At 62.1% G+C, this 21,983-nt stretch carries 18 protein-coding genes; 13 read left to right on the forward strand and 5 right to left on the reverse strand.

Features of this window, described 5'->3' with window-relative positions:
• The first annotated feature begins 278 nt into the window (after nucleotides 1–278).
• The 13 genes from CXY72_RS18285 (at nucleotide 279) to CXY72_RS18345 (ending at nucleotide 15,687) form a co-directional block, all read left to right on the forward strand.
• Entirely contained in the window at nucleotides 279–854 is a 576-nt protein-coding gene (locus CXY72_RS18285; RefSeq protein ID WP_104129074.1) for a response regulator, read from the forward strand.
• Nucleotides 855–982: 128 nt separating this feature from the next.
• Nucleotides 983–1,651, forward strand: coding sequence for a dephospho-CoA kinase (coaE, locus tag CXY72_RS18290; RefSeq protein ID WP_104129075.1), 669 nt, complete (start codon nucleotides 983–985; stop codon nucleotides 1,649–1,651).
• 48 nt (nucleotides 1,652–1,699) lie between these two features.
• On the forward strand, nucleotides 1,700–3,763 hold the full coding sequence (gene uvrB, locus CXY72_RS18295; protein ID WP_104129076.1) for an excinuclease ABC subunit UvrB: 2,064 nt from the start codon (nucleotides 1,700–1,702) through the stop codon (nucleotides 3,761–3,763).
• A 373-nt stretch (nucleotides 3,764–4,136) separates the two neighbouring features.
• Nucleotides 4,137–7,004, forward strand: coding sequence for an excinuclease ABC subunit UvrA (uvrA, locus tag CXY72_RS18300; RefSeq protein ID WP_104129077.1), 2,868 nt, complete (start codon nucleotides 4,137–4,139; stop codon nucleotides 7,002–7,004).
• Between the two features lie 13 nt (nucleotides 7,005–7,017).
• Nucleotides 7,018–8,919: an excinuclease ABC subunit UvrC gene (gene uvrC, locus CXY72_RS18305; RefSeq protein WP_104129078.1), complete on the forward strand. Its 1,902-nt coding sequence runs from the start codon at nucleotides 7,018–7,020 to the stop codon at nucleotides 8,917–8,919.
• Nucleotides 8,920–8,992: 73 nt separating this feature from the next.
• Nucleotides 8,993–9,868, forward strand: a complete 876-nt coding sequence (gene rapZ / locus CXY72_RS18310) for an RNase adapter RapZ (protein ID WP_104129079.1) — start codon at nucleotides 8,993–8,995, stop codon at nucleotides 9,866–9,868.
• Between the two features lie 81 nt (nucleotides 9,869–9,949).
• Nucleotides 9,950–10,939: a DNA-binding protein WhiA gene (whiA, locus tag CXY72_RS18315; RefSeq protein WP_104129080.1), complete on the forward strand. Its 990-nt coding sequence runs from the start codon at nucleotides 9,950–9,952 to the stop codon at nucleotides 10,937–10,939.
• A gap of 124 nt (nucleotides 10,940–11,063) precedes the next feature.
• Nucleotides 11,064–11,690, forward strand: a complete 627-nt coding sequence (locus CXY72_RS18320) for a superoxide dismutase (RefSeq protein ID WP_104129081.1) — start codon at nucleotides 11,064–11,066, stop codon at nucleotides 11,688–11,690.
• A 93-nt stretch (nucleotides 11,691–11,783) separates the two neighbouring features.
• A complete protein-coding gene (gene gap, locus CXY72_RS18325) occupies nucleotides 11,784–12,791 on the forward strand; it encodes a type I glyceraldehyde-3-phosphate dehydrogenase (protein ID WP_104129082.1) in 1,008 nt (335 codons plus the stop codon).
• Nucleotides 12,792–12,801: 10 nt separating this feature from the next.
• Nucleotides 12,802–14,016, forward strand: coding sequence for a phosphoglycerate kinase (pgk, locus tag CXY72_RS18330; protein WP_104129083.1), 1,215 nt, complete (start codon nucleotides 12,802–12,804; stop codon nucleotides 14,014–14,016).
• Nucleotides 14,013–14,807: a triose-phosphate isomerase gene (gene tpiA / locus CXY72_RS18335; protein WP_104129084.1), complete on the forward strand. Its 795-nt coding sequence runs from the start codon at nucleotides 14,013–14,015 to the stop codon at nucleotides 14,805–14,807. The genes pgk and tpiA overlap by 4 nt, the downstream gene beginning before the upstream one ends.
• 130 nt (nucleotides 14,808–14,937) lie before the next feature.
• Nucleotides 14,938–15,189, forward strand: a complete 252-nt coding sequence (gene secG, locus CXY72_RS18340; RefSeq protein ID WP_092340102.1) for a preprotein translocase subunit SecG — start codon at nucleotides 14,938–14,940, stop codon at nucleotides 15,187–15,189.
• Nucleotides 15,190–15,318: 129 nt separating this feature from the next.
• Nucleotides 15,319–15,687: an RNA polymerase-binding protein RbpA gene (locus CXY72_RS18345; RefSeq protein ID WP_104129085.1), complete on the forward strand. Its 369-nt coding sequence runs from the start codon at nucleotides 15,319–15,321 to the stop codon at nucleotides 15,685–15,687.
• A gap of 101 nt (nucleotides 15,688–15,788) precedes the next feature.
• Here CXY72_RS18345 and pgl read toward each other — a convergent pair whose 3' ends face one another.
• From pgl to tal, 5 genes are all read right to left on the reverse strand, one after another.
• On the reverse strand, nucleotides 15,789–16,574 hold the full coding sequence (gene pgl, locus CXY72_RS18350) for a 6-phosphogluconolactonase (RefSeq protein ID WP_104129086.1): 786 nt from the start codon (nucleotides 16,572–16,574) through the stop codon (nucleotides 15,789–15,791).
• A gap of 14 nt (nucleotides 16,575–16,588) precedes the next feature.
• Nucleotides 16,589–17,533: a glucose-6-phosphate dehydrogenase assembly protein OpcA gene (locus CXY72_RS18355; RefSeq protein ID WP_104129087.1), complete on the reverse strand. Its 945-nt coding sequence runs from the start codon at nucleotides 17,531–17,533 to the stop codon at nucleotides 16,589–16,591.
• The gene (zwf, locus tag CXY72_RS18360) at nucleotides 17,530–19,071 is read right to left on the reverse strand and encodes a glucose-6-phosphate dehydrogenase (RefSeq protein ID WP_104129088.1); all 1,542 of its coding nucleotides are present in this window, start codon (nucleotides 19,069–19,071) and stop codon (nucleotides 17,530–17,532) included. Before zwf ends, CXY72_RS18355 begins: the two co-directional genes overlap by 4 nt.
• A 143-nt stretch (nucleotides 19,072–19,214) precedes the next feature.
• A complete protein-coding gene (locus CXY72_RS18365) occupies nucleotides 19,215–20,816 on the reverse strand; it encodes a glucose-6-phosphate isomerase (protein ID WP_104129089.1) in 1,602 nt (533 codons plus the stop codon).
• The gene (tal, locus tag CXY72_RS18370) at nucleotides 20,816–21,943 is read right to left on the reverse strand and encodes a transaldolase (protein ID WP_104129090.1); all 1,128 of its coding nucleotides are present in this window, start codon (nucleotides 21,941–21,943) and stop codon (nucleotides 20,816–20,818) included. The genes CXY72_RS18365 and tal overlap by 1 nt, the downstream gene beginning before the upstream one ends.
• Nucleotides 21,944–21,983 lie beyond the last annotated feature (40 nt).

A 21,983-nucleotide genomic window follows, 5' to 3' on the forward strand; every position in this document is an offset into this window, starting at 1 on the left:
TGTGTCGTGTCACCGACGGATCTGGTACCCACGGTTCACGTAACGCCTGCGGTTGAGCCGGATGCCACAGGCCGCTGGGTATCCGTCGCGGTCGGGCTGACCGTGGAACTGTGAAACTTCGTGCTATACCTGATAGTGAGGATTTTTTCTCCTCTTTGGCGCGTCCCGATATCTTCAGGATTGCCGCGCACTTCCCACTTCCCCACGAGAACCTGTTTTCTGGATGAATTCGCCCGGGCACAACAGTTCCACGAACCACAGCCCCATCGGAAAATCGCATGAATAGTTTTCATCCCTCAGACAATACGGAAGGCTCCGCTACCTCCGACGCAGCGCCGCCCAGTCTCACTGAAGCCATCGTCTGCAGCATCACCATGCAGAGTCACTCGACGGCGCTTGTCGTCGAGAACGATCCCACATCGGCCGAGCTCCTGCGGCTGCTCCTGGAGACGGAAGGATTCCGGGTGATCACGGCCGCGAGCGGCGAAGAAGCTGTCGAGATCGCGCGGCGCGTTCCGCTGAGGCTGATCACCCTCGACGTGCACCTTCCGGGAATGGACGGTTGGAAATTCCTGCTGAACCTGCAAGATTCGTTGGGGTTGGCATCCGCACCGGTCATCATCATCGATGGCCTGACGGACATGGGCCTGGCGCTGAGCCGGGGGGCTGCTGCCGTTCTGGAGAAACCAGTCCAGCCTGCCGAGCTGCAGATCTCACTCGCCCTACTGGGTCTCCGCCCCGATCGGCCGCAGACGCGCACCATCCTCGTTGTCGACGAGGATGAAGAAACCGTCAACCAGGACACGCTGGACAGCGGCCCAAAACGAGGTTGTGGTCGAGGTGAACGGGCCTGACATCGACCGTGCGGCACTCCTGGCCGAGATTCAGCGAGCCCTCGGGTAGGGCGACGCCCGCCCCTTCGGTGTTGATGCGGGCGGTCGCATCCGCTCGGCGCCGACGGCGCAGCGGATAACATGGCGGAATGTATCTGATTGGACTGACCGGCGGAATCGCGTCGGGCAAGAGCACCGTGGCAAAGCGTCTGGCTTCCTGGGGCGCCATCGGAATCGACGCCGACCAGCTGGCCCGTGAAGTGGTCGAACCCGGAACGCCCGGCCTCGCCGCGATCGTCGCTGAGTTCGGCGGCACGATCCTGCTGAACGATGGCACGCTGAATCGACCAGCGCTGGGCGCCATCATTTTTACCGACGCGCGCCAGAGGGAGCGGCTGAACGCCATCACGCATCCGGCGGTACGGCGACTCACTCGCGATCGGGTCGCCGCCGCGGTGGCCGCCGACCCGCACGTCATCGTCGTGTATGACGTTCCGCTCCTGGCCGAGGCTATCGCCGGCGGTCTGGTCACGTTCGATCTGATCGTTGTCGTGCATGCAGATGCCGAAACCCGAATTGAGCGCATGGTGGCGTCACGTGGACTGTCGCGTGAGGAGGCTACCCACCGCATTGCCGCGCAGGCGAGTGATGCAGACCGCCTCGCCTTGGCTGATGTCGTCATCGAGAACAACGGCGCCGTCGAAGCGACTCTGGCCCAGGTCGACGCACTGTGGACTCGCGTACGCGCTGCCGAAGCTGCCGCGGACAAAGCTGGCGCTGGCGAGGGCGAAGAGTCCGACGGCGTTCCCACTCCGTAGTCCACCTACGAAGGCTGACTGTCAGACCCCCTTTGTAGAATGGGAGCCATGGAACCCACGCGCTCTGTGAACCCGTTTGAAGTGGTCAGTGAGTACACCCCGAGCGGCGATCAGCCGTCCGCCATCGCGAACCTGACCGCCCGCATCAATGCCGGTGAAACTGACATCGTTCTGCTCGGAGCTACCGGTACCGGCAAGTCAGCCACGACCGCCTGGCTGATCGAGCAGGTGCAACGCCCCACGCTCGTGCTGGCCCACAACAAGACTCTCGCGGCCCAGCTGGTCAACGAATTTCGCGATCTGATGCCCAACAACGCGGTCGAGTACTTCGTCTCGTATTACGACTACTACCAGCCCGAAGCCTACGTTCCGCAGACCGACACGTTTATCGAAAAGGACTCCTCGATCAATGAGGAGGTCGAACGGCTGCGGCACTCCACCACCAATTCGCTGCTCTCCCGTCGCGACGTCATCGTGGTGTCCACCGTGTCGTGCATCTACGGGCTCGGCACGCCGCAAGGCTACCTCGACGCCATGATCGCGCTACAGGTAGGCCAGAAAGTCAGCCGCGACTGGTTGGTACGCAAATTCGTGGCTATGCAATACAAACGAAACGATGTTGATTTTTCGCGAGGCAATTTTCGAGTGCGCGGTGACACGATCGAGATCATCCCGATGTACGAAGAGCTCGCTATTCGCATCGAAATGTTCGGTGATGAGATTGAGGGGCTCTACAGCCTGCATCCGCTCACCGGTGACATCGTCAAGAAACTCGATTCGGTATCCGTTTTTCCCGGGTCGCACTATGTCGCAAGCGACGACGTTATGCGCCGTGCCATCGGCACCATCGAGATCGAACTTGCAGAGCGCCTCGAGGTGCTCGAACGTGAGGGCAAGCTACTCGAAGCCCAGCGGCTGCGCATGCGCACCACCTTCGACCTCGAGATGATGGAGCAGATCGGGTTCTGCTCCGGCATCGAGAACTACTCCCGGCACATCGATGCCCGTGAGCCGGGGGAGGCTCCGCACTGCCTGCTCGACTATTTTCCCGACGACTTTCTCATGGTCATCGATGAGTCGCACGTGACCGTGCCGCAGATCGGTGCCATGTACGAGGGGGATTCCTCGCGAAAGCGCACCCTGGTCGACCACGGCTTTCGGCTGCCGAGCGCGCTGGACAATCGACCGCTGAAGTTCAACGAGTTCAAGAACCGAGTGGGTCAGACCGTGTACCTGTCGGCCACGCCGGGCAAGTACGAGATGGGTATCGCCGATGGCATCGTCGAACAGATCATCCGCCCGACCGGCTTGATCGACCCCCAGATCATCGTCAAGCCGAGCGCGGGGCAGATCGACGACCTGCTGGAAGAAATCAAAAAACGCGCCGAACGCAATGAGCGCGTGCTGGTCACAACGCTCACCAAGAAAATGGCCGAGAACCTCACCGACTTTCTCACCGAAGCGGGGGTGCGCGTGCGCTACCTGCACTCCGACGTCGACACCCTGCGTCGAGTCGAGCTCCTCACCGAGCTCCGTGCGGGCATTTACGATGTGCTGGTCGGCATCAACCTGCTGCGCGAGGGCCTCGACCTGCCCGAGGTATCCCTCGTCGCCATCCTCGACGCCGACAAAGAAGGCTTCCTGCGCTCGGCCACGTCCCTCATCCAGACCATCGGGCGAGCCGCCCGCAACGTGTCCGGCGAGGTGCACATGTACGCCGACCGGCTGACGGCATCCATGGCGAAAGCGATTGACGAGACCGATCGTCGTCGGGAGAAGCAGGTCGCGTACAACACCCTGCACGGCATCGACCCGACGCCGCTGCGCAAACGCATCGGCGACATCACCGAGGCCCTCGCCCGGGAGGAAGCCGACACCGCCGAACTGCTCGCCGGCCGAGATGCCCGGCGCAAGAGTTCCAGTCCCAACCGGCGGGTCGGCCTCGCCGCGAACGGCGCCAACGACCTCGAGTCGATCATCGCCGACCTCAACTCGCAGATGCTCGAGGCTGCCGGGGAGCTGAAGTTCGAGCTTGCCGCGCGCCTGCGCGATGAGCTCTCCGAGCTCAAGCGTGAACTGCGACAAATGGAGAAGGCCGGCCACCTGCAGTAGTCGCCCGGGGAACCTCATATACCGGTACCAATCCCACAGGGGCACGGGCTGTTCGTTCCCCACTTCGTGGCACTCGTCGGGTCTCGTGGCACTCGTCGGGTGTCGCGGCACTCGTTACACTGCGTGCCCTCAGCCCTAGTGAGTGCCGCGAGAGCGGATGCGGCCCGCCCACCCCAGACGTCGCGCCAGCCGAGAAAGCACCCGTTTCGAGATGCCGAGCAGGCCCTGGCTGAAGACACTGGCTCCGGTGGTTCATCCGGGTCATAATTTTTGAGCATATAAATACCCCGGAACAAGATGTGGGTATCCGTGTGTTCGCTCTCGGCGGCGGTCTTTGTACAGCAGTGTCGGTGGCGTTGCATAGACTCGATAGGTGTCAATAACGAAGGTAGAAAACGGTCCGAAACTCAGTGTGCGCGGAGCCCGCGTACACAACCTCCACAACGTTGATCTGGAGATTCCGCGCGATTCGCTCATAGTTTTCACCGGGCTTTCGGGTTCGGGCAAGTCATCGCTGGCCTTTGACACCATTTTCGCCGAGGGTCAGCGCCGCTACGTCGAGTCGCTTTCAGCGTACGCTCGGCAGTTCCTCGGGCAGGTTGATCGTCCCGACGTGGACTTCATCGAAGGTCTGAGCCCGGCGGTCTCGATCGATCAGAAATCGACTAACCGTAACCCGCGGTCCACGGTGGGGACCATCACGGAAATCTACGACTACATGCGCCTGCTCTGGGCCCGCATCGGTGTGCCGCACTGCGCCGTCTGCGGTGAGATCATCCAGTCCCAGACCGTACAGCAGATCGCCGACCAGCTCATGGAGCTGAAAGCGGGCATCCGCTACCAAGTGGTCAGCCCGATCATCTCGCAAAAGAAGGGCGAGTTCGTCGACCTGTTCCAGGAACTCGCCGGTGGTGGCTATTCCCGCGCGATCGTCGACGGTACACAGATTCAGCTCAGTGAACCGCCCACGCTCAAGAAACAGCAGAAGCACGATATCGCGGTCATCGTCGACCGCCTCGTCGCCGGCCCTGAGCTGCTTTCCCGCCTCACCGACTCGCTCGAAACAGCGCTCAAACTCACCGACGGACTCGTTCAGATCAACTTTCTCGACGAAGAAGGCGATAAGGCTTGGCAGAACTATTCCGAAAAGCTCTCCTGCCCGAACAACCACCCGGTGCAGCTGACCGAAATCGAGCCGCGCACCTTCTCGTTCAACGCTCCGTTCGGCGCCTGCCCCGAGTGCTCCGGTCTCGGCACCCGCATGTCGGTCGACGAAGACCTGCTGCTCGGCGATCCCGACTTGAGCATCGCCGAGGGAGTTGTGCTGCCGTGGACCACCCAGGGCAAGGGCCTGTTCCAGTACTACGAGAAGCTGCTCGACGGCCTCGCCCGTGACCTCGACTTCTCTCTCGACACCCCCTGGGGTGAGCTGACCAGTGAGGTACAGAACGCCGTCATGCGCGGTGACAACTTCGAGGTGCGCGTCAAGTGGAAGAACCGCTATGGCCGGGAGATGAGCTACACCTCGGGCTTTGAGGGCGTCGTTCCCTACATCGAACGCCAGTACCTGCAGGCCGAGAGCGACACCCAGCGTCAGCGCTGGTCCGAGTACCTGCGCGAGGTTGACTGCCATGTCTGCAAAGGCACCCGGCTCAAGCCCGAAGTGCTCGCCGTACTCGTGCACGAGGCGAGCATTGCGGATGTCTGCGCGCTCAGCTTGAGCGACGCACGCGAATTCATGGACCGGCTCACGCTCACGGACCGTGAGGCTGCCATTGCCGCTCAGGTCTTGCGCGAGATCCGGGCACGCCTCGACTTTCTGATTCGGGTCGGGTTGAACTATCTCAACCTGGCTCGTGCTGCGGCGACCCTCTCCGGTGGCGAGGCGCAGCGCATCCGCTTGGCGACGCAGATCGGCTCCGGCCTCACCGGGGTGCTCTATGTGCTCGATGAGCCGAGCATCGGCCTGCACCAGCGTGACAATCGCCGCCTGATCGAGACGCTCGTCACCCTGCGTGACCTCGGTAATACGCTCATCGTGGTCGAGCACGACGAAGACACCATCAAAACCGCCGACTGGGTCGTTGACATCGGGCCGGGCGCCGGGATCAACGGCGGGCACGTCGTGCACTCCGGGTCTTATGAGGGACTGCTGGCCAATACCAAATCGCTCACCGGAGACTACCTGTCCGGGCGCAAGTCCATCGCCACGCCGAAAACTCGCCGCCCGATCGACCCGGAACGACTCATCGGCGTCACCGGTGCGGAGGCGAACAACCTGCAGAAGGTTTCGGTGACTTTCCCCCTCGGCACATTCACCGCTGTCACCGGGGTGAGCGGCTCCGGCAAGTCCTCGCTCGTCAACGACATCCTCTACCGGGTGCTCGCCAACCGGCTCAACGGTGCCCGCAAGCTGCCAGGTAAGCACACCAGGGTTACCGGGCTGGAGCAGCTGGACAAGGTAATCCATGTCGACCAGGCACCGATCGGCCGCACGCCGCGCTCCAACCCGGCCACCTACACCGGCGTGTTCGACAAGATCCGCACTTTGTTCTCGGAAACCATCGAATCCAAGACTCGCGGCTACCTGCCCGGCCGGTTCAGCTTCAACGTCAAGGGCGGGCGCTGCGAAGCCTGCTCGGGCGACGGCACGATCAAGATCGAAATGAACTTTCTGCCCGACGTGTATGTCGCCTGTGAAGTGTGTGGGGGAGACCGGTACAACCGCGACACCCTCACCGTGCACTACAAGGGCAAGAACATCGCCGAGGTGCTCGACATGCCGATCAGCGAGGCGGCCGATTTCTTCGAACCGATCTCGTCCATCCACCGTTTTCTCAAGACGCTGGTCGAGGTCGGCCTCGGTTACGTGCGGCTCGGCCAAAGCGCCACCACACTTTCCGGCGGCGAAGCTCAGCGGGTGAAGCTCGCCACCGAATTGCAGCGACGCTCCAACGGTCGCAGCGTGTACGTGCTCGACGAGCCCACAACGGGCCTGCACTTCGAAGACGTGCGCAAACTGCTGCTCGTGCTCAACAGCCTTGTCGACAAGGGCAACACCGTCATTGTCATCGAGCACAACCTCGACGTCATCAAGTCCGCTGACTGGGTGATCGACCTCGGACCAGAAGGCGGCTCCGGCGGCGGCAAAGTGCTCGCGACCGGCACGCCCGAACATCTCGCCACGGTCAAGAAGAGCTTCACTGGTACCTTCCTGAAAGAGGTCCTGGCTGCCGACTAGGCGGCAAATATCCATGTCTGATGCCCTGAGCTATCGCCCAAAAACGGGCGAGATTCCTACGACCCCCGGGGTGTACCGGTTCCGCGACGCGACCGGGCGCATCCTCTATGTCGGTAAGGCTAAAAACCTGCGTGCGCGGCTGAGCAATTATTTCGCGCCGCTGCATAGCCTGCACGAACGTACCCGGCGCATGGTGACGTCTGCGGCCGGGGTCGAGTGGACGGTCGTCGGCACCGAGGTCGAGGCACTGCAGCTCGAATGGATGTGGATCAACGAGTTCGATCCGCCTTTCAACGTGCAGTTCAAAGACGATAAGTCCTACCCGTATCTCGCCGTCACGCTGGGTGACGAGGCGCCGCGCGCCTTGGTCACTCGCACCGAAGGCATCAAGGGTGCTCGCTATTTCGGTCCATACCCCAAGGTGTGGGCGGTGCACGAAACCATTGAGCTCATGCTCAAGGCTTTTCCCATCCGCACCTGCAGCAATGCCAACTACAAGCGGGCGATGCAGAGCGGCAAGCCCTGTTTCGCCGGCCAGATCGGACGCTGCTTCGGCCCCTGTTCCGGTCTGGTTTCGATGGAAGACCACCGAAAGATCGTCAACGAGTTCGTGAGCTTCATGGGCAGTCATGACAAGAAACTCATCAACCTGCTCACCCAGGAGATGAAAGACGCCGCGGCGGCGCAGCAGTATGAAATCGCCGGCAAACGTCGTGATCAGGTGCGTGCACTCAATGCCGTACTCGAAAAAAGCGCTGTTGTGCTGCGCGACAACGTCGATATTGATCTGTTCGCCATCGAGCAAGACGAGTTGGCGGCGGCCGTGCAGTTGTTCATCGTGCGTGGTGGGCGTATCCGCGGCGTGCGCGGGTGGATGGTCGACAAGGAACTCGACGTCACCATGAGTGAACTCATCGATTCCATGATGCAGACGGCGTACAACCACGACGCAGTGCCGCCGCGCGAAATCGTGCTCCCCGAGCTGCCAGACGACGCGGAGGCTCTCGAGGCGTCGCTGGCTGACCTGGCCGGTCGCAAGGTGCGGCTCGTTGCCGCCCAACGCGGTGAGAAGGCTGCTCTGCTCGTGACAGCGAGCAACAACGCCAAGCAGGCGCTGATGCTCTACAAAACCCGTCGCAGCTCGGACTTCGTCGCACGTTCCAAGGCCCTGGAAGACATTCAGGACGCCCTCGAGATGCCGGACGCTCCGCTGCGCATGGAGTGCTACGACGTGTCGCACCTGAGCGGCACGAACATCGTCGCGTCCATGGTCGTCTTCGAAGACGGGTTACCCCGCAAAGATGAATACCGACGCTTCAACATTCCCGAATCAACCGACGACACCGACTCGATTTATCAGATTCTCACTCGACGCCTTGCTTACCTGAAGCCAGAGGCAGGTGTTGCGGATGCATCACCTCTCGCGCCGGGCGCTAATGATCTAAGCGACATTGCCCAGGTAGAGCAGAAGCGCGCCAAATTCAAGTACCTGCCCAACCTGCTTATCGTCGACGGAGGCCAGCCGCAGGTCGCCGCAGCCAAACGCGCCCTGGCCGAATCGGGCGTGACCGGAATCCAGCTGTGCGGGATCGCCAAGCGGCTTGAGGAAATCTGGCTGCCCGACTCCGACTATCCGGTTATTCTGCCCCGCAACAGCGACGCTTTGTTTCTGATCCAGCGCATCCGCGACGAAGCCCATCGGTTCGCCATCACGCATCAGCGCATTCGCCGCAAAAAGGACATCTCCTCGATTCTGGGTGAAGTCGCGGGGCTCGGGCCGGCTCGGGTGAAAGTTTTGTTGCAACATTTCGGTTCAGTGGCGCGCCTCAAGGTGGCTTCGGTGGCGGAAATTGCGGATGTCCGTGGCATCGGCTCGGTGCTGGCGGAGTCGATCCACGCCCACCTGCGCGCCTGAACGACACCCGAAACCGGCCAGCGCTCGGTAGGCTTGCTAGTCCATCAACTTCTCATTAAGGCGATTTCCAAGAATGACTACGGACCCCGACAAGCAGGAAGTGCTGATCGTCACGGGAATGTCCGGGGCGGGACGCTCCACCGTAGCCAACGCATTGGAAGACCTGGACTGGTACGTCGTCGACAATCTTCCGCCGCAAATGCTGCGGCCCCTGGTCGATCTGGTCGAACGGGCCGGCACGAATCTGCCCAAGATCGCGGCCGTCGTGGACATTCGCGGCCGCGATCTGTTCGGTGATTTTCTCGAAACCGTGCATCAACTCCGTAGCAACACCCAGGTGCAGGTCATCTTTCTCGAAGCTCGGGACGACGCGCTTGTGCGCAGGTTTGAATCCGTGCGACGGCCGCATCCGCTGCAGGGCGACGGCACCCTTCTCGACGGCATTTCGGCGGAGCGTTCTCGGCTGCTCACGGTTCGGGAGTCGAGTGATCTCGTTGTCGACACCTCCGACCTGAACGTGCACCAGCTTGCGACGACGATCACCGAGCGGTTTGCGGCCGAGGGGCGAGCGGGGGTGCAGCTGACCATCATGAGCTTCGGCTTTAAGTACGGTCTGCCGACGGATGTCGATCTGATCGCGGACGTGCGCTTTTTACCGAACCCGTTCTGGATTCCCGAGTTGCGCGCGCACACCGGTGTCGAGCCGGAGGTGAGAGACTTTGTACTTGCCCAAACGGGTGCCCTTGATTTCATCGACCATTACGCCGCCGCCATGGCGCCGGTGCTGGCCGGGTATCAGCGGGAAAATAAACACCACGCCACCATCGGCATCGGCTGCACAGGAGGCAAGCACCGCTCTGTCGCCATGGCCAGGGAACTGGCCTCTCGGCTTGAAAAACTTCCCGGTGTCGCGGTCAATATCAAGGACCGCGACCTCGGACGCGAATAAGCGAGCCCGGGCGCAGCATCCGGCTCCCCAGGCTTTCACCACTCAGACGTAACGCAACTGATCAACAGAATGGAAAAGCGATTGGCACTCACCGCCGACGTTAAAGATGAACTTTCGCGCGTAAAGGTCTCCAAGACCACCGTGCGCGCGGCCGAACTGGCCACGATTCTCCGGTTCTCCGGCGGATTACACATGATCAGCAGCCGCATCGCGATCGAGTCCGAACTCGACACGGCCATCTTGGCTCGACGGGTGCGCAAAGACCTCGCTGAACTCTATGGGGTACGCAGTGCTCTGCAGGTCATCGCGGCCACCGGCATCCGTCAGTCGAGCCATTACCTCGTTCAGGTGATCGAGGGCGGCGAGACACTCGCGCGACAGACCGGCCTGCTGGATGCCCGCCGCCGCCCGATTCGCGGTCTGCCCAACCGTCTGACGACGGGCTCGAAGGAAGAAATCGCCGCCGTCTGGCGCGGCGCCTTCCTTGCCCATGGCACCTTGACCGATCCGGGCCGATCGGCGGCGCTGGAGGTCGTCTGTCCCGGCAACGAGGCAGCCATGGCACTTGTCGGAGCGGCCGGACGCCTCGGCGTTGCGGCCAAGGCGCGCGAAGTCCGAGGGGTGCACCGCGTCGTCATCCGCGATGGCGACGCCATTGGGGCGATGCTCGTCCACATGGGTGCCACTAACACGGTGCTCAACTGGGAAACCTTGCGCCAACGTCGCGAGGTGCGCGCCACTGCAAACCGATTGGTCAACTTTGATGACGCCAACCTGCGTCGTTCCGCCGAAGCGGCGGTTGCGGCCTGCACCCGCGTGCAGCGAGCGATGGATATCCTCGGCGAGGATATCCCCGAACACCTGCGCTACGCGGGAGACCTGCGTCTCAACTTTCGTGACTCCAGCCTCGACGAGCTCGGCCACCACGCCGATCCGCCCATGACCAAGGACGCCGTCGCCGGCCGAATTCGACGCCTGCTCGCTATGGCAGACAAGAAAGCGGTCGAACTCGGCATCGAAGGCACCGACGTCGGCTATCCGATTCACCCCGACGACGTAGCGCCCGTCTAAATCGAACCGTGACGGTGCGCGAGGTCATGAATTCTGTGACTTCGAACGCTCGCGGTTAGACTGAATTGTCGCTTACAACGCCGCCGCACCCGGTACGGTGGCACAACTCACAAGGAGAAAAGTAATGGCTGAATACACCCTCCCCACCCTTGATTATGATTACGCGGCTCTCGAGCCCAGCATCAGCGGCACCATCATGGAACTCCACCATGGCAAGCACCATCAGGCTTACGTCACCGGCGCCAACACGGCACTCGCCCAGCTCGCGGAGGCCCGCGACAGCGGAAACCTCGCCAACGTGAACAAGCTCCAGAAAGACCTCGCCTTCAACCTCGGCGGTCATGTCAACCATTCCATTTTTTGGACCAACCTGTCCCCGAACGGCGGCGACAAGCCCGTTGGCGAGCTCGCGGCGGCAATCGATGACAACTTTGGTTCCTTCGACAAGTTCCAGGCGCATTTCACCGCTGCCGCGCTCGGTGTGCAGGGCTCCGGCTGGGCCGTGCTCGCGTGGGACTCCATCGGTCAGCGTCTGATCATCCAGCAGTTTTTCGACCAGCAGTCCAACTTCGCTGCCGGTACGGTTCCAGTTCTCATGCTCGACGTGTGGGAGCACGCCTACTACCTCGACTACCGCAACGTGCGCGCTGACTACGTCAAGGCTTTCTGGAACATTGCCAACTGGGCAAACGTGCAGGACCGCTTCACCGTTGCACGTGAGAAGACGAACGGCCTGCTACTACTCTCGTAGGCTGTTGGTGCCCCGTGCGATACGGGGCACCGGCGTTCGTTTAGCATTTTTTCATCGCGCCATCCGCGCCCTTTTCAACAACAGGAGCTATTTGTGTCCGTAAAGATCGGTATCAACGGTTTTGGCCGAATTGGTCGAAACTACTTCCGAGCCGCCCTTACCAAGGGTAGTGACATCGAAATTGTCGCCGTCAACGACCTCAGCGACCCCGCGTCGCTCGCCCACTTGCTCAAGTACGACTCCGTCGGTGGTCGCCTGAACGCCACCGTCGAGGTCGACGGAGACAACATCATCGTCAACGGCAAGGCCATCAAGGTGCTCGCCGAGCGCGACCCGGCCAACCTGCCGTGGGGCACCCTGGGTGTTGAAATTGTCATCGAATCCACCGGCCGTTTCACGAAGGCCGTCGATGCGCAGAAGCACATCGCTGCCGGTGCCAAAAAGGTCATAGTGTCTGCCCCGGCGACGGGTGCTGACGTGGCAACGCTCGTGCTCGGTGTGAACGAAGACACCTATGATTCTGCGGTCCACGACATTATCTCGAACGCGTCCTGCACGACGAACTGTCTTGCGCCGCTGGTCAAGGTGTTCCTCGACAACTTCGGGATCGAGCGTGGCCTCATGACCACCATCCACGCCTACACCGCAGACCAGAACCTCCAGGACGGGCCGCACAGTGACCTCCGTCGTGCCCGTGCCGCTGCGCTGAACATCATCCCGACCTCCACCGGTGCCGCTAAGGCTCTTGGCCTGGTCATCCCGGAGAGCATCGGCAAGCTCGATGGTTATGCGCTCCGCGTTCCGGTTCCGACCGGTTCGATCACAGACCTCACCCTCACCGCCTCCCGTGCGGTAACGGTCGAAGAAGTGAACGCCGCCTACAAGGCTGCAGCCGATGGCCCGCTCAAGGGCATCCTCAGCTATACCGAGGACCCGATCGTGTCCAGCGACATCGTCGGTGACCCGCACTCCTCGATCTTCGACGCCGGCCTCACCAAGGTGATCGGCGATCAGGTCAAGGTTGCCTCGTGGTACGACAACGAGTGGGGTTACTCCAACCGTCTCGTTGACCTCACCGAGTTCGTCGCCGAGCGACTCTAACGGCCGCGCGGTGACGTTACGCACGATTGACTCGCTCGGTTCGCTGACCGGCAAGCGGGTTATTGTCCGCTTCGACCTGAATGTTCCGTTGAAAGACGGGCAGATCACCGACGACGGACGAGTGCGGGCGTCACTGCCCACTCTCAACGCCCTCGTCGCTCAGGGCGCCCGCGTGGTGATTGTTTCTCACCTCGGGCGCCCCGGCGGGGCCGTTGATCCAAAGTACAGCCTGCGGCCCGTCGCTGCCCGCCTGAGCGAACTGGTGAATCTCCCTGTCGCCTTCGCCACCGACACCGTCGGCGATGCGGCCACGCAGGCCGTCGCGGCCTTGCAGAACGGGAACATCGTCGTTCTGGAGAACCTGCGCTTCAACGCCGGTGAAACCAGCAAAGTGGATGCCGAGCGCCTCGCGTTCGCGCACCAGCTCGCACTGCTCGGCGATGCACTCGTCTCCGATGGCTTTGGCGTCGTGCACCGCAAGCAGGCCAGCGTGTTCGACCTGGCCACGCTGCTTCCCAGCGCTGCCGGCCTGCTCATCGCCGCCGAACTGGGCGTGCTCGATCAGCTCACCGAAAAGCCGCAGGCGCCGTACACGGTCATCCTGGGCGGTTCGAAAGTGAGCGACAAGCTCGGCGTGATCGGACACCTGCTGCCGCGCGTGAACTCGCTGCTGATTGGCGGCGGCATGCTGTTTACCTTCTTGGCCGCCCAGGGGCACAAGGTTGGTGCCAGTCTTTTGGAAAGCGACCAAATTGAGACGGTTCGCGGATATTTGACCGAAGCCGAACGTCTTGGAGTGAAAATTGTCCTGCCGACAGACGTCGTGGTCGCCTCAAAGTTCGGCGCCGACGCTGAGCACGTGACCACCCCGGCAGAGGGAATCGAGAACACCCCCTTCGGTGCGAACGGTCTCGGCTTGGACATCGGGCCAGACACCGCTCAAGCGTTTGCCGAGATTATTCGAGCATCGAAGACGGTGTTCTGGAACGGCCCGATGGGCGTTTTTGAACTGGCACCGTTCGCAGAAGGCACCCGCACAGTGGCTGCCGCACTCACCGAGGTCACCGGCCTCAGCGTTGTCGGTGGTGGCGATTCCGCCGCTGCTGTGCACATTCTCGGTTTTAACGACGACCAATTCGGTCATATTTCTACCGGCGGCGGCGCGAGCCTCGAATTTCTCGAAGGCAAGCGTCTCCCAGGACTGGAGGTCCTCGGATGGCAATGAACATCAACCCTCGGCGCACACCGCTGATTGCGGGCAACTGGAAAATGAACCTGGACCACCTCCAGGCGATCGCTTTCGTGCAGAAGCTTGCTTGGAATCTCAAGGATGCCGGCCACGACACCGCCGCGGTCGAGGTAGCCGTGTTCCCGCCGTTCACGGATCTGCGCAGCGTGCAGACCCTCATCTCGGCGGACAAGCTTCCGCTCGCTTTCGGTGCGCAAGACGTGTCAGCACACGATTCGGGAGCGTACACCGGTGAGGTTTCGGGTGCCTTCCTCGCTCAGCTGGAGTGCCAATACGTCATCATCGGTCACTCCGAACGCCGCACCCTGCACAACGAGTCCGATGAGCAGGTCGCCTCCAAGGTAACCGCCGCCCTCAAGCACAACCTCGTGCCGCTGATTTGCGTCGGAGAGAGTGCCGAGGACCTCGCCGTTCATGGTCCCAGTGCGGTTCCGGTCGCCCAGCTGCGTGCCGCTCTCTCGGGTGTCACGAACGCGGTGGACATCGTCGTGGCCTATGAGCCCGTCTGGGCCATCGGGTCCGGCCAGGCCGCCACGCCGGAGCAGGCTGAGCAGGTGGCGGCCGCACTCCGTGGGGTTCTCTCCGACACCCTCGGGCAGGACGTCGCCGACAAGACCCGCATCCTCTACGGCGGTTCGGTCAAGAGCACCAACATCGCCGCGTTCATGCGGGAGCCCAATGTCGACGGTGCCCTCGTTGGTGGTGCGAGCTTGGATATTGCGGAATTTTCCAGCATTATTCGATATCAGAAGCACGTCGGCCTGTAGGCCGCGGCGCACCCGACAGTGAGCAGCGAGATGGTTGTCGGTCCGGCAACCACCTCGCTGCTGCCTGCAGAGTATAATTACGATGGTCTTGGCGCCCGAGTTGCGCCCACCGTGTTTCGAAAGGTTTCGTGTGGAGATTCTCCAGGTCGTCATGCAGGTGCTCGTTGGTATCACGAGCCTCCTGCTCACCATGCTCATTCTGTTGCATAAGGGACGGGGCGGTGGATTGTCGGACATGTTCGGCGGCGGCGTAACGTCCAACCTGGGAGCGTCGGGCGTTGCGGAGCGCAACCTCAATCGCATCACGGTCATTCTGGGTCTGCTGTGGATCTCCTGCATCGTAGTTCTCGGTTTGATCACCAAGTTCGACACAGGGGCTTAACTTTTGGCCCCGCGCGGGGTTACCCTGAGTTTTCCGGGTATAGATCTTGACGGTACAACACAACAGCAATCGCACCATTAACAGCTCGAATTCGCAGCGCACAACTGCACGAGTCAACGGAGGAACAAGATGGCATCAGGCGGAAGCGCAATTCGTGGCTCTCGTGTCGGCGCGGGCCCCATGGGCGAGCAGGACCGGGGTTTTCACGCGGACCGCATCAAAATCTCGTACTGGGATGCGCTCGGAAATGAAACCGTACGGTATTTTGCGGCAAGCTTACCGGACGAAGAAATTCCCGTCACCATCGATTGCCCATCATCGGGGCTGCCCGCCGGGCGCGACAAGGAAAATCCTCCGTCGGTCGTGAAGCTCGAGCCGTACAAAACGCACCTCGCCTATGTCAAGGAGCGTCGTACCGAAGAAGAGGCCGACTCGCTGCTCGAAGAGGCCCTCAACCAGCTGCGCGTTCGTCGTGGCAAGTTGTCACCGACGAACTGACGCGAAAGCGCAAAACACCGGTTCTCGATTGGTAGAGAACCGGTGTTTTTTTGTAGCCGATCACGCCGATGGTGGGTGAGGGATAAACGGAGAGCGTAAATCTAATAGCCCGGAGCGATGAGGCTTTCGGGTACTTGCGCTGCTGCGTCGTTGTCGACGAAGAACACGGTGCGGTAACGGCCTTTGATGCCTGCAGCGGGTACCTCATCGCGGCTGGCTCCGGCGAGGGCCAGTCCGAGCGCCGATGCCTTGTCCGATCCAGCCAGCACCAGCCAGACGCGATCCGAGGAGTTGATCACGGGGCGGGTCAACGATAATCGGGCGGCCGGCGGCTTGGGGGAGTCGCGCACAGCGACGACACTGGCTTCACGCTCGCGGATACCCGATCGGTGTGGGAACAATGACGCAACGTGTCCGTCCGGTCCGACTCCGAGTAACATCACATCGATTCGAGGGTACTGGGCCCCATTGGGGGCACGACCCAGTAACTCCGCCGCATATCGCGCCGCTGCAGCATCGAGCGCATCCGTACCGGCTTCGACCGCATCATCCGATGCTCCGAAGGCGTGAATATTCTCTGGCGGCACCGAAATGTGGTCCAGGAGCGCTTCGCGTGCTTGCAATTCATTGCGCTCCGGATCAGCGCGCGGCAGCCAACGCTCGTCGCCCCACCAGAAATTAACCCGCGACCAGTCGATCGTGTCGCGGGCGGGTGATTCGTTGACGGCGGCCAGAACAGCAATACCGACGGAACCACCGGTGAGTACGACATTCGCCTCCTCCTGCTGGTGCAGAACGTCCACCATATTAGTCAGGAACCGTGCAGCGACCGATGCGGCTAGGGCGTGCTTGTTCTGGTGCAGTAGCACGCGTCGGTCATTTGTCACGGTTAGGCTCCGGTCTACTGGCTCACCACTTTTTTGAGCTGCGATAACCCGCGGGTGATGACCTCACCATACAGCTCATCGGGGTCGAGGCGGCGCAGCTCGTCGGCCAGACAGTCCCGCAGGCTGCGACGCTTGAGCGTCAGGTCCTGCAACGGCTGCCCAGGCTGGCTGAGTGTGGCAATATCAGGAATCTCGCGTTCGAGTGAGATCGTTCCCGACGCTCGCTTCAGATGCACGCCGTGCACACCATTAGCCAAGGGGCCGGTGGTCAGCTTGCACTCCACGGGTACCTGCAGCTGCATCTGGAGCCACGCGGCGAGCAGCGTGGTCGAGGGGGACGCCGCTGCACCAATGACTTGAATACCGATGATGGGTTCGTAGGGCGGCTGATCCAAAACCGCGGCGAGTTGGGCGCGCCAGAGCGTCAGTCGAGTCCAGGCGAAATCGTTGTCGCCTGGCCGGTAGGTGCTGGAGAGTTCGCGCAGTGCTGCCTGTGGGTCTGGCTGGGCGGAGGCATCCGTAATGCGTCGATAGGCGATTCGGCCGATGGGGGAGTCACTGGGAACGGCGGGAGCCGTGCCGGGCCACCAGGCGACAACCGGGGCATCCGACAACAGCAGACCGGTGACCAGGCTTTCCGGGTCGGCGGCGGCATCCCCGTAGACACGCAAGACGATGACTTCGCTCGCGCCAGCGTCGCCTCCGACGCGAATCTCCGCATCAACCCGCGCCACGGCATCAGCCGTATCGTGCTCCTGCGTAGATACGACGATGACGCGCATCGGATGTTCTCTCGACGCGTCGTTGGCCGCTTCGATGGCCTCTTCCTCGTGTCCGAGCTGCGACGCGATGATCAGGGTCAGCACACGTCCGAGGGCAACAGCACCGCCTTCCTCGCGAATACGTACGAGCGCCTTCGATATTTTCGCGGTGGTGGTGTCGGGCAGATCAACGATCATGGTCGCCTCCAGGTTCGGCCGTCGCGGGCCAGCAGGTCGTCAGCGGATGTGGGTCCCCAGGTTCCGGGGCGGTAAGGTTCTGGCTGTCCTTGCGTCGCCCAGTACTCTTCGATCGGGTCGAGAATTTTCCAAGACAATTCGACCTCTTCGTGGCGGGGGAACAGGGGCGGGTCGCCGAGAAGTACGTCGAGGATGAGTCTCTCATACGCTTCGGGGCTCGCCTCGGTGAAAGCGTGTCCGTAACCGAAGTCCATGGTCACGTCGCGAACCTGCATGACGACACCCGGAACTTTCGAGCCGAAACGGATGGTGACGCCCTCGTCGGGCTGCACCCGAATGACCAGGGCGTTGTGGCCGAGTTCGGCGGTCTGGCCCGGTGCGAACAGGTATTGTGGTGCTCGTTTGAAGACCACGGCAATCTCTGTCACGCGACGTCCGAGGCGTTTACCGGCGCGCAGATAGAACGGAACACCAGCCCAGCGTCGGGTGTCGATTGTGAGCCGCATGGCGGCGTAGGTTTCGGTGACGGAATCGGGGTCCATGCCGTCTTCCTCCAGGAAGCCGACGACTTTTTCTCCGCCCTGCCAGCCACCGGCGTACTGCCCGCGCGCGGTGCCCTCGCCGAGGTCAGCGGGGAGTCGAACCGAGGCGAGTACTTTTTCCTTCTCGGCGCGCAGGTCGGCAGCGTCGAAGGAGATCGGTTCTTCCATGGCCGTGAGCGCGAGCAGCTGCAGCAGGTGGTTCTGGATCACGTCGCGGGCGGCACCGATACCGTCATAGTAGCCGGCCCGACCTCCCACGCCGATGTCTTCAGCCATGGTGATCTGCACGTGTTCGACGTGGTTGGCGTTCCAGAGCGGTTCGAACATCTCGTTGGCGAAGCGCAGCGCAAGGATATTTTGCACCGTCTCCTTGCCGAGGTAGTGGTCGATCCGAAAGACCGAGTCTGGAGGAAAGACCGACTCGACGACGTCATTGAGCTGCCGTGCCGTCGTCAGGTCGCTGCCGAATGGCTTCTCGATGACGACGCGTCGCCATTGGCCGTTTTTCTGCTCCGCCAGGCCGGAGCGGCGCAGCTGCTCTGTCACTTGTGGGAACGCCTTGGGCGGGATGGCCAGGTAGAACGCGTGGTTGCCCATCGTGCCGCGCTCACGGTCCAACTCGTCAATGGTCTGGCTGAGGCGCGTGAAGGACTCGTTATCGTCAAAGGTGCCAGAAACGAAACGGATGCCTTCGGCTAGCTGCGCCCAAACATCCTCATGGAACTCGGTACGGGCATGCTCCTTGACGGCATCGTGCACGACTTCCATGAAGTCTTCGTTGTCCCAGTCTCGGCGAGCAAACCCGACGAGGGCGAATCCGGGTGGCAGTAAGCCTCGATTTGCGAGGTCATAGACCGCAGGCATGAGTTTCTTGCGCGCGAGGTCACCGGTTACGCCGAAAATCACGAGGCTGGACGGCCCGGCGATACGATTCAGTCGATAGTCGGATGGCGACCTGAGCGGATTAAACTCCGGGGTAATTTCCACCGGGGACATGCAACTCCTTTTACGGTTCAGTACGGGAAGGTCGAGAGCGCAGGCAACGGGGTGCTGCGGAGAGAACAATCCGTTCGCTTGGTTGGTTCCTCACTGGGCTCTGCCCGCGAGGAACCAACCAGGTGTTCGGTTTATACCTTTTTTTAGGCCAAAGCCTTGAATAATGTGGAAATATTCTGCTGGCGTTTCGTCAGGGTCAACGTCAACACTGGCCGCCCGTGCTCGGCCAGCACGCTCGCGTCGCCACTGGCCTGCGCTTGGATCAGTTCGCCGAACGTGAAGGGGCGATCGGGAACGTCGAGGTCTTCGGTCGGCGTAGCGAGAATCTGCAGGTACACGGCCGTTGCCGGTCCTCCTTTGTGGAACTGTCCGGTGGAGTGCAGAAAGCGTGGTCCCCAGCCGAACGTGACCGGACGCTTTGCGAGCGTGGCGAGTTTGTTGCGAATCTCCGCCAGTTCCGGCAGGGCCAGCCGATCTACGTAGGCTTGGACAGCAACATATCCGTCGGGGCCGAGTTCTTCAAGTAGAGCGTCGATTGCCGAGGCGAGATCGCTCGCCGCACCGATAACGTGCGGCGTGCCCCGCACTTCGATACCGTCCGCGATGAAGGCGGCCGGTTCCGGCGCTGGACGGGCGTCAAGCAACCCGCGCGTGGCAATCTTGGCGGACTCCACGTCGGGCTGGTCGAACGGGTTGATGCCGAGCAAACGGCCGGCGACGACGGTCGCGTATTCCCAGACCAGGAACTGTGCTCCGAGAGTTCCGCTGACCCGAATCTCGTCGCCGGTTTCCGCGAAAAGATCGGTGCCGGCGTTGGCCACGACCCGCACGAGCTGCACGTCCGGCAGTGCCTCGGTCAACTCGGGAGCGTCAAGTTCGAGAACAACCGGCAGAATGCCGGTACCGAGCTTGCCGGTGGATTCTGCGATGAGTTGTTCGACCCAGTCAGCGAAGCCCACAATGTGGGTACCGTCCGAGACGATGGCGAGCTTGTCCCGACGAGGGCTGGTAGCGGCGATCGCCGCTCCGAGGACGAGGCCCGGATTCTCGGGGGAATCAACGGCCAATGCCAGCGAGATGGATTCGGCTTCGTCAAGGAGCGCCTCAATGTCAACACCGGCCAGCCCTGACGGAACGAGACCGAACGCGGTCAGCGCCGAATAGCGTCCGCCGACTGTGGGGTCGGCGTTGAACACGCGGTATCCAGCTTCCCGGGCGGATGCCTCGAGCGGCGACCCTGGGTCGGTGACGACGATGATGCGTTCGGCCGGGTCGATGCCCATTTCACGGAACGCACGCTCGAACACGCGACGCTGGCTGTCGGTTTCCACGGTTGAGCCGCTCTTAGACGAGACGACGAGCGCCGTTCCGGCCAGATTGTCGTTCAACGCGGACAGTACCTGACCGGGGTCGGTCGCGTCGAGCACAGTGAGCTTCACTCCCGCGGTGCGGGTGATGACCTCGGGAGCGAGCGACGACCCGCCCATTCCGGCGAGAGCGATCTGGGTGACACCGCGGGCCTGGAGGGCGGCCCGCACCTCCACAATCTCGGCCACGAGCGGGCGAGATCTGGCGACGGACGCCGTCCAACCGAGACGCAACGCGGCCTCGGCTTCGACTGCCGGACCCCACAGCGCGGGGTTCTGGGCGGTTATTCCGGACGCGACCAGGTCAGTGGTCAGGGCCGGTACGGTGGCGCGCACAGCATCGGCTGCGGCACCACTGACGGAGATTCGAAAGCTCATTACGCGACCGACGGAGTCGAAGCGGCGGTAAGGGCCGTCTGTACGGTATCGAGCAGTTCGTTCCACGACGCCTCGAACTTCGACAGACCTTCCTCTTCAAGCAGGCGAGTGACGTCGTCGTAGGAGACACCCTGTGCGGACAGCGCATCGAGTACTGCGTTTGCGGCTGCATACGAGGCCGTCACCGAGTCGGACGGGATGACTCCGTGGTCGGCCGTCGCCTGCATGGTCTTTTCCGGCATCGTGTTGACGACTTCGGGGGCGACCAGTTCGGTGACGTACAGGGTGTCGGGAAGGCTGGCATCCTTGACGCCGGTCGAAGCCCAGAGAGGACGTTGCTTAGTCGCTCCGGCCTTGATCAGGCCGAGGGCGCGCTCACTGCTGAACGCCTGCTCGTAGACCTGGTAAGCGAGCTGGGCATTGGCGACGCCGGCCTTGCTCTTGAGCGCGAGGGCTTCGGGAGTGCCGATAACTTCGAGGCGGGCGTTGATCTCAGAGTCGACGCGTGAAACGAAGAACGAGGCAACGGAGTGAATCGTGGAGAGGTCGAAACCGGCAGCCTTCGCCTGCTCGAGGCCGGCCAGGTAGGCGTTGATGACCTGGCGGTGGCGCTCGAGGCTGAAGATCAGAGTGACGTTGACGCTGATGCCGAGGGCGGTCGTCGCCGTGATGGCTTCCAGGCCTTCGACCGTTGCCGGAATCTTGATCATCGCGTTTTGACGGTTTACTTTAGCCCACAGCTTCTGGGCTTCGGCGACCGTACCGGCTGCGTCGCGTGCAAGGTTCGGCTCTACCTCGATCGAAACGCGTCCATCCTGGCCGTTCGTCGAGTCGTAGACCGGGCGAAAGATATCGCAGGCAGCGGCGACGTCGTCTGTGGTGATAGCAAAGACGGCATCGGTCACGTTGGAACCGGCGGCCGCGAGGGTCGCAACCTGCTCGGTGTACGCCTCACCTTTGGCCAGGGCGCCAGCGAAGATCGTCGGGTTGGTCGTGACGCCGACGACGTTGCTGTTCTGGATCAGGTCCTGGAGTCCGCCGGAGTTGATGCGTTCGCGGGAGAGGTCGTCGAGCCAGATGCTGACGCCGGCTGCGGATAGCTGGGCGAGGGGGGTCGGATTTGTCATTGTTGAAATCTCCTGGTCGTGCTGCCGTCAGGCAGCTGAG

The organism is Cryobacterium sp. Y57, assembly GCF_002929505.1.
In the GTDB taxonomy this organism is placed as follows: Bacteria; Actinomycetota; Actinomycetes; order Actinomycetales; family Microbacteriaceae; genus Cryobacterium.

Coding starts and splice junctions, on each gene's coding strand:
- CXY72_RS18345 (WP_104129085.1), top strand. CDS start 15,319: ATGGCATCAGGCGGAAGCGCAATTCGTGGCTCTCGTGTCGGCGCGGGC.
- tal (WP_104129090.1), bottom strand. CDS start 21,943: ATGACAAATCCGACCCCCCTCGCCCAGCTATCCGCAGCCGGCGTCAGC.
- rapZ (WP_104129079.1), top strand. CDS start 8,993: ATGACTACGGACCCCGACAAGCAGGAAGTGCTGATCGTCACGGGAATG.
- CXY72_RS18320 (WP_104129081.1), top strand. CDS start 11,064: ATGGCTGAATACACCCTCCCCACCCTTGATTATGATTACGCGGCTCTC.
- uvrC (WP_104129078.1), top strand. CDS start 7,018: ATGTCTGATGCCCTGAGCTATCGCCCAAAAACGGGCGAGATTCCTACG.
- zwf (WP_104129088.1), bottom strand. CDS start 19,071: ATGTCCCCGGTGGAAATTACCCCGGAGTTTAATCCGCTCAGGTCGCCA.
- CXY72_RS18285 (WP_104129074.1), top strand. CDS start 279: ATGAATAGTTTTCATCCCTCAGACAATACGGAAGGCTCCGCTACCTCC.
- tpiA (WP_104129084.1), top strand. CDS start 14,013: ATGAACATCAACCCTCGGCGCACACCGCTGATTGCGGGCAACTGGAAA.
- CXY72_RS18365 (WP_104129089.1), bottom strand. CDS start 20,816: ATGAGCTTTCGAATCTCCGTCAGTGGTGCCGCAGCCGATGCTGTGCGC.
- coaE (WP_104129075.1), top strand. CDS start 983: ATGTATCTGATTGGACTGACCGGCGGAATCGCGTCGGGCAAGAGCACC.
- CXY72_RS18355 (WP_104129087.1), bottom strand. CDS start 17,533: ATGATCGTTGATCTGCCCGACACCACCACCGCGAAAATATCGAAGGCG.
- uvrB (WP_104129076.1), top strand. CDS start 1,700: ATGGAACCCACGCGCTCTGTGAACCCGTTTGAAGTGGTCAGTGAGTAC.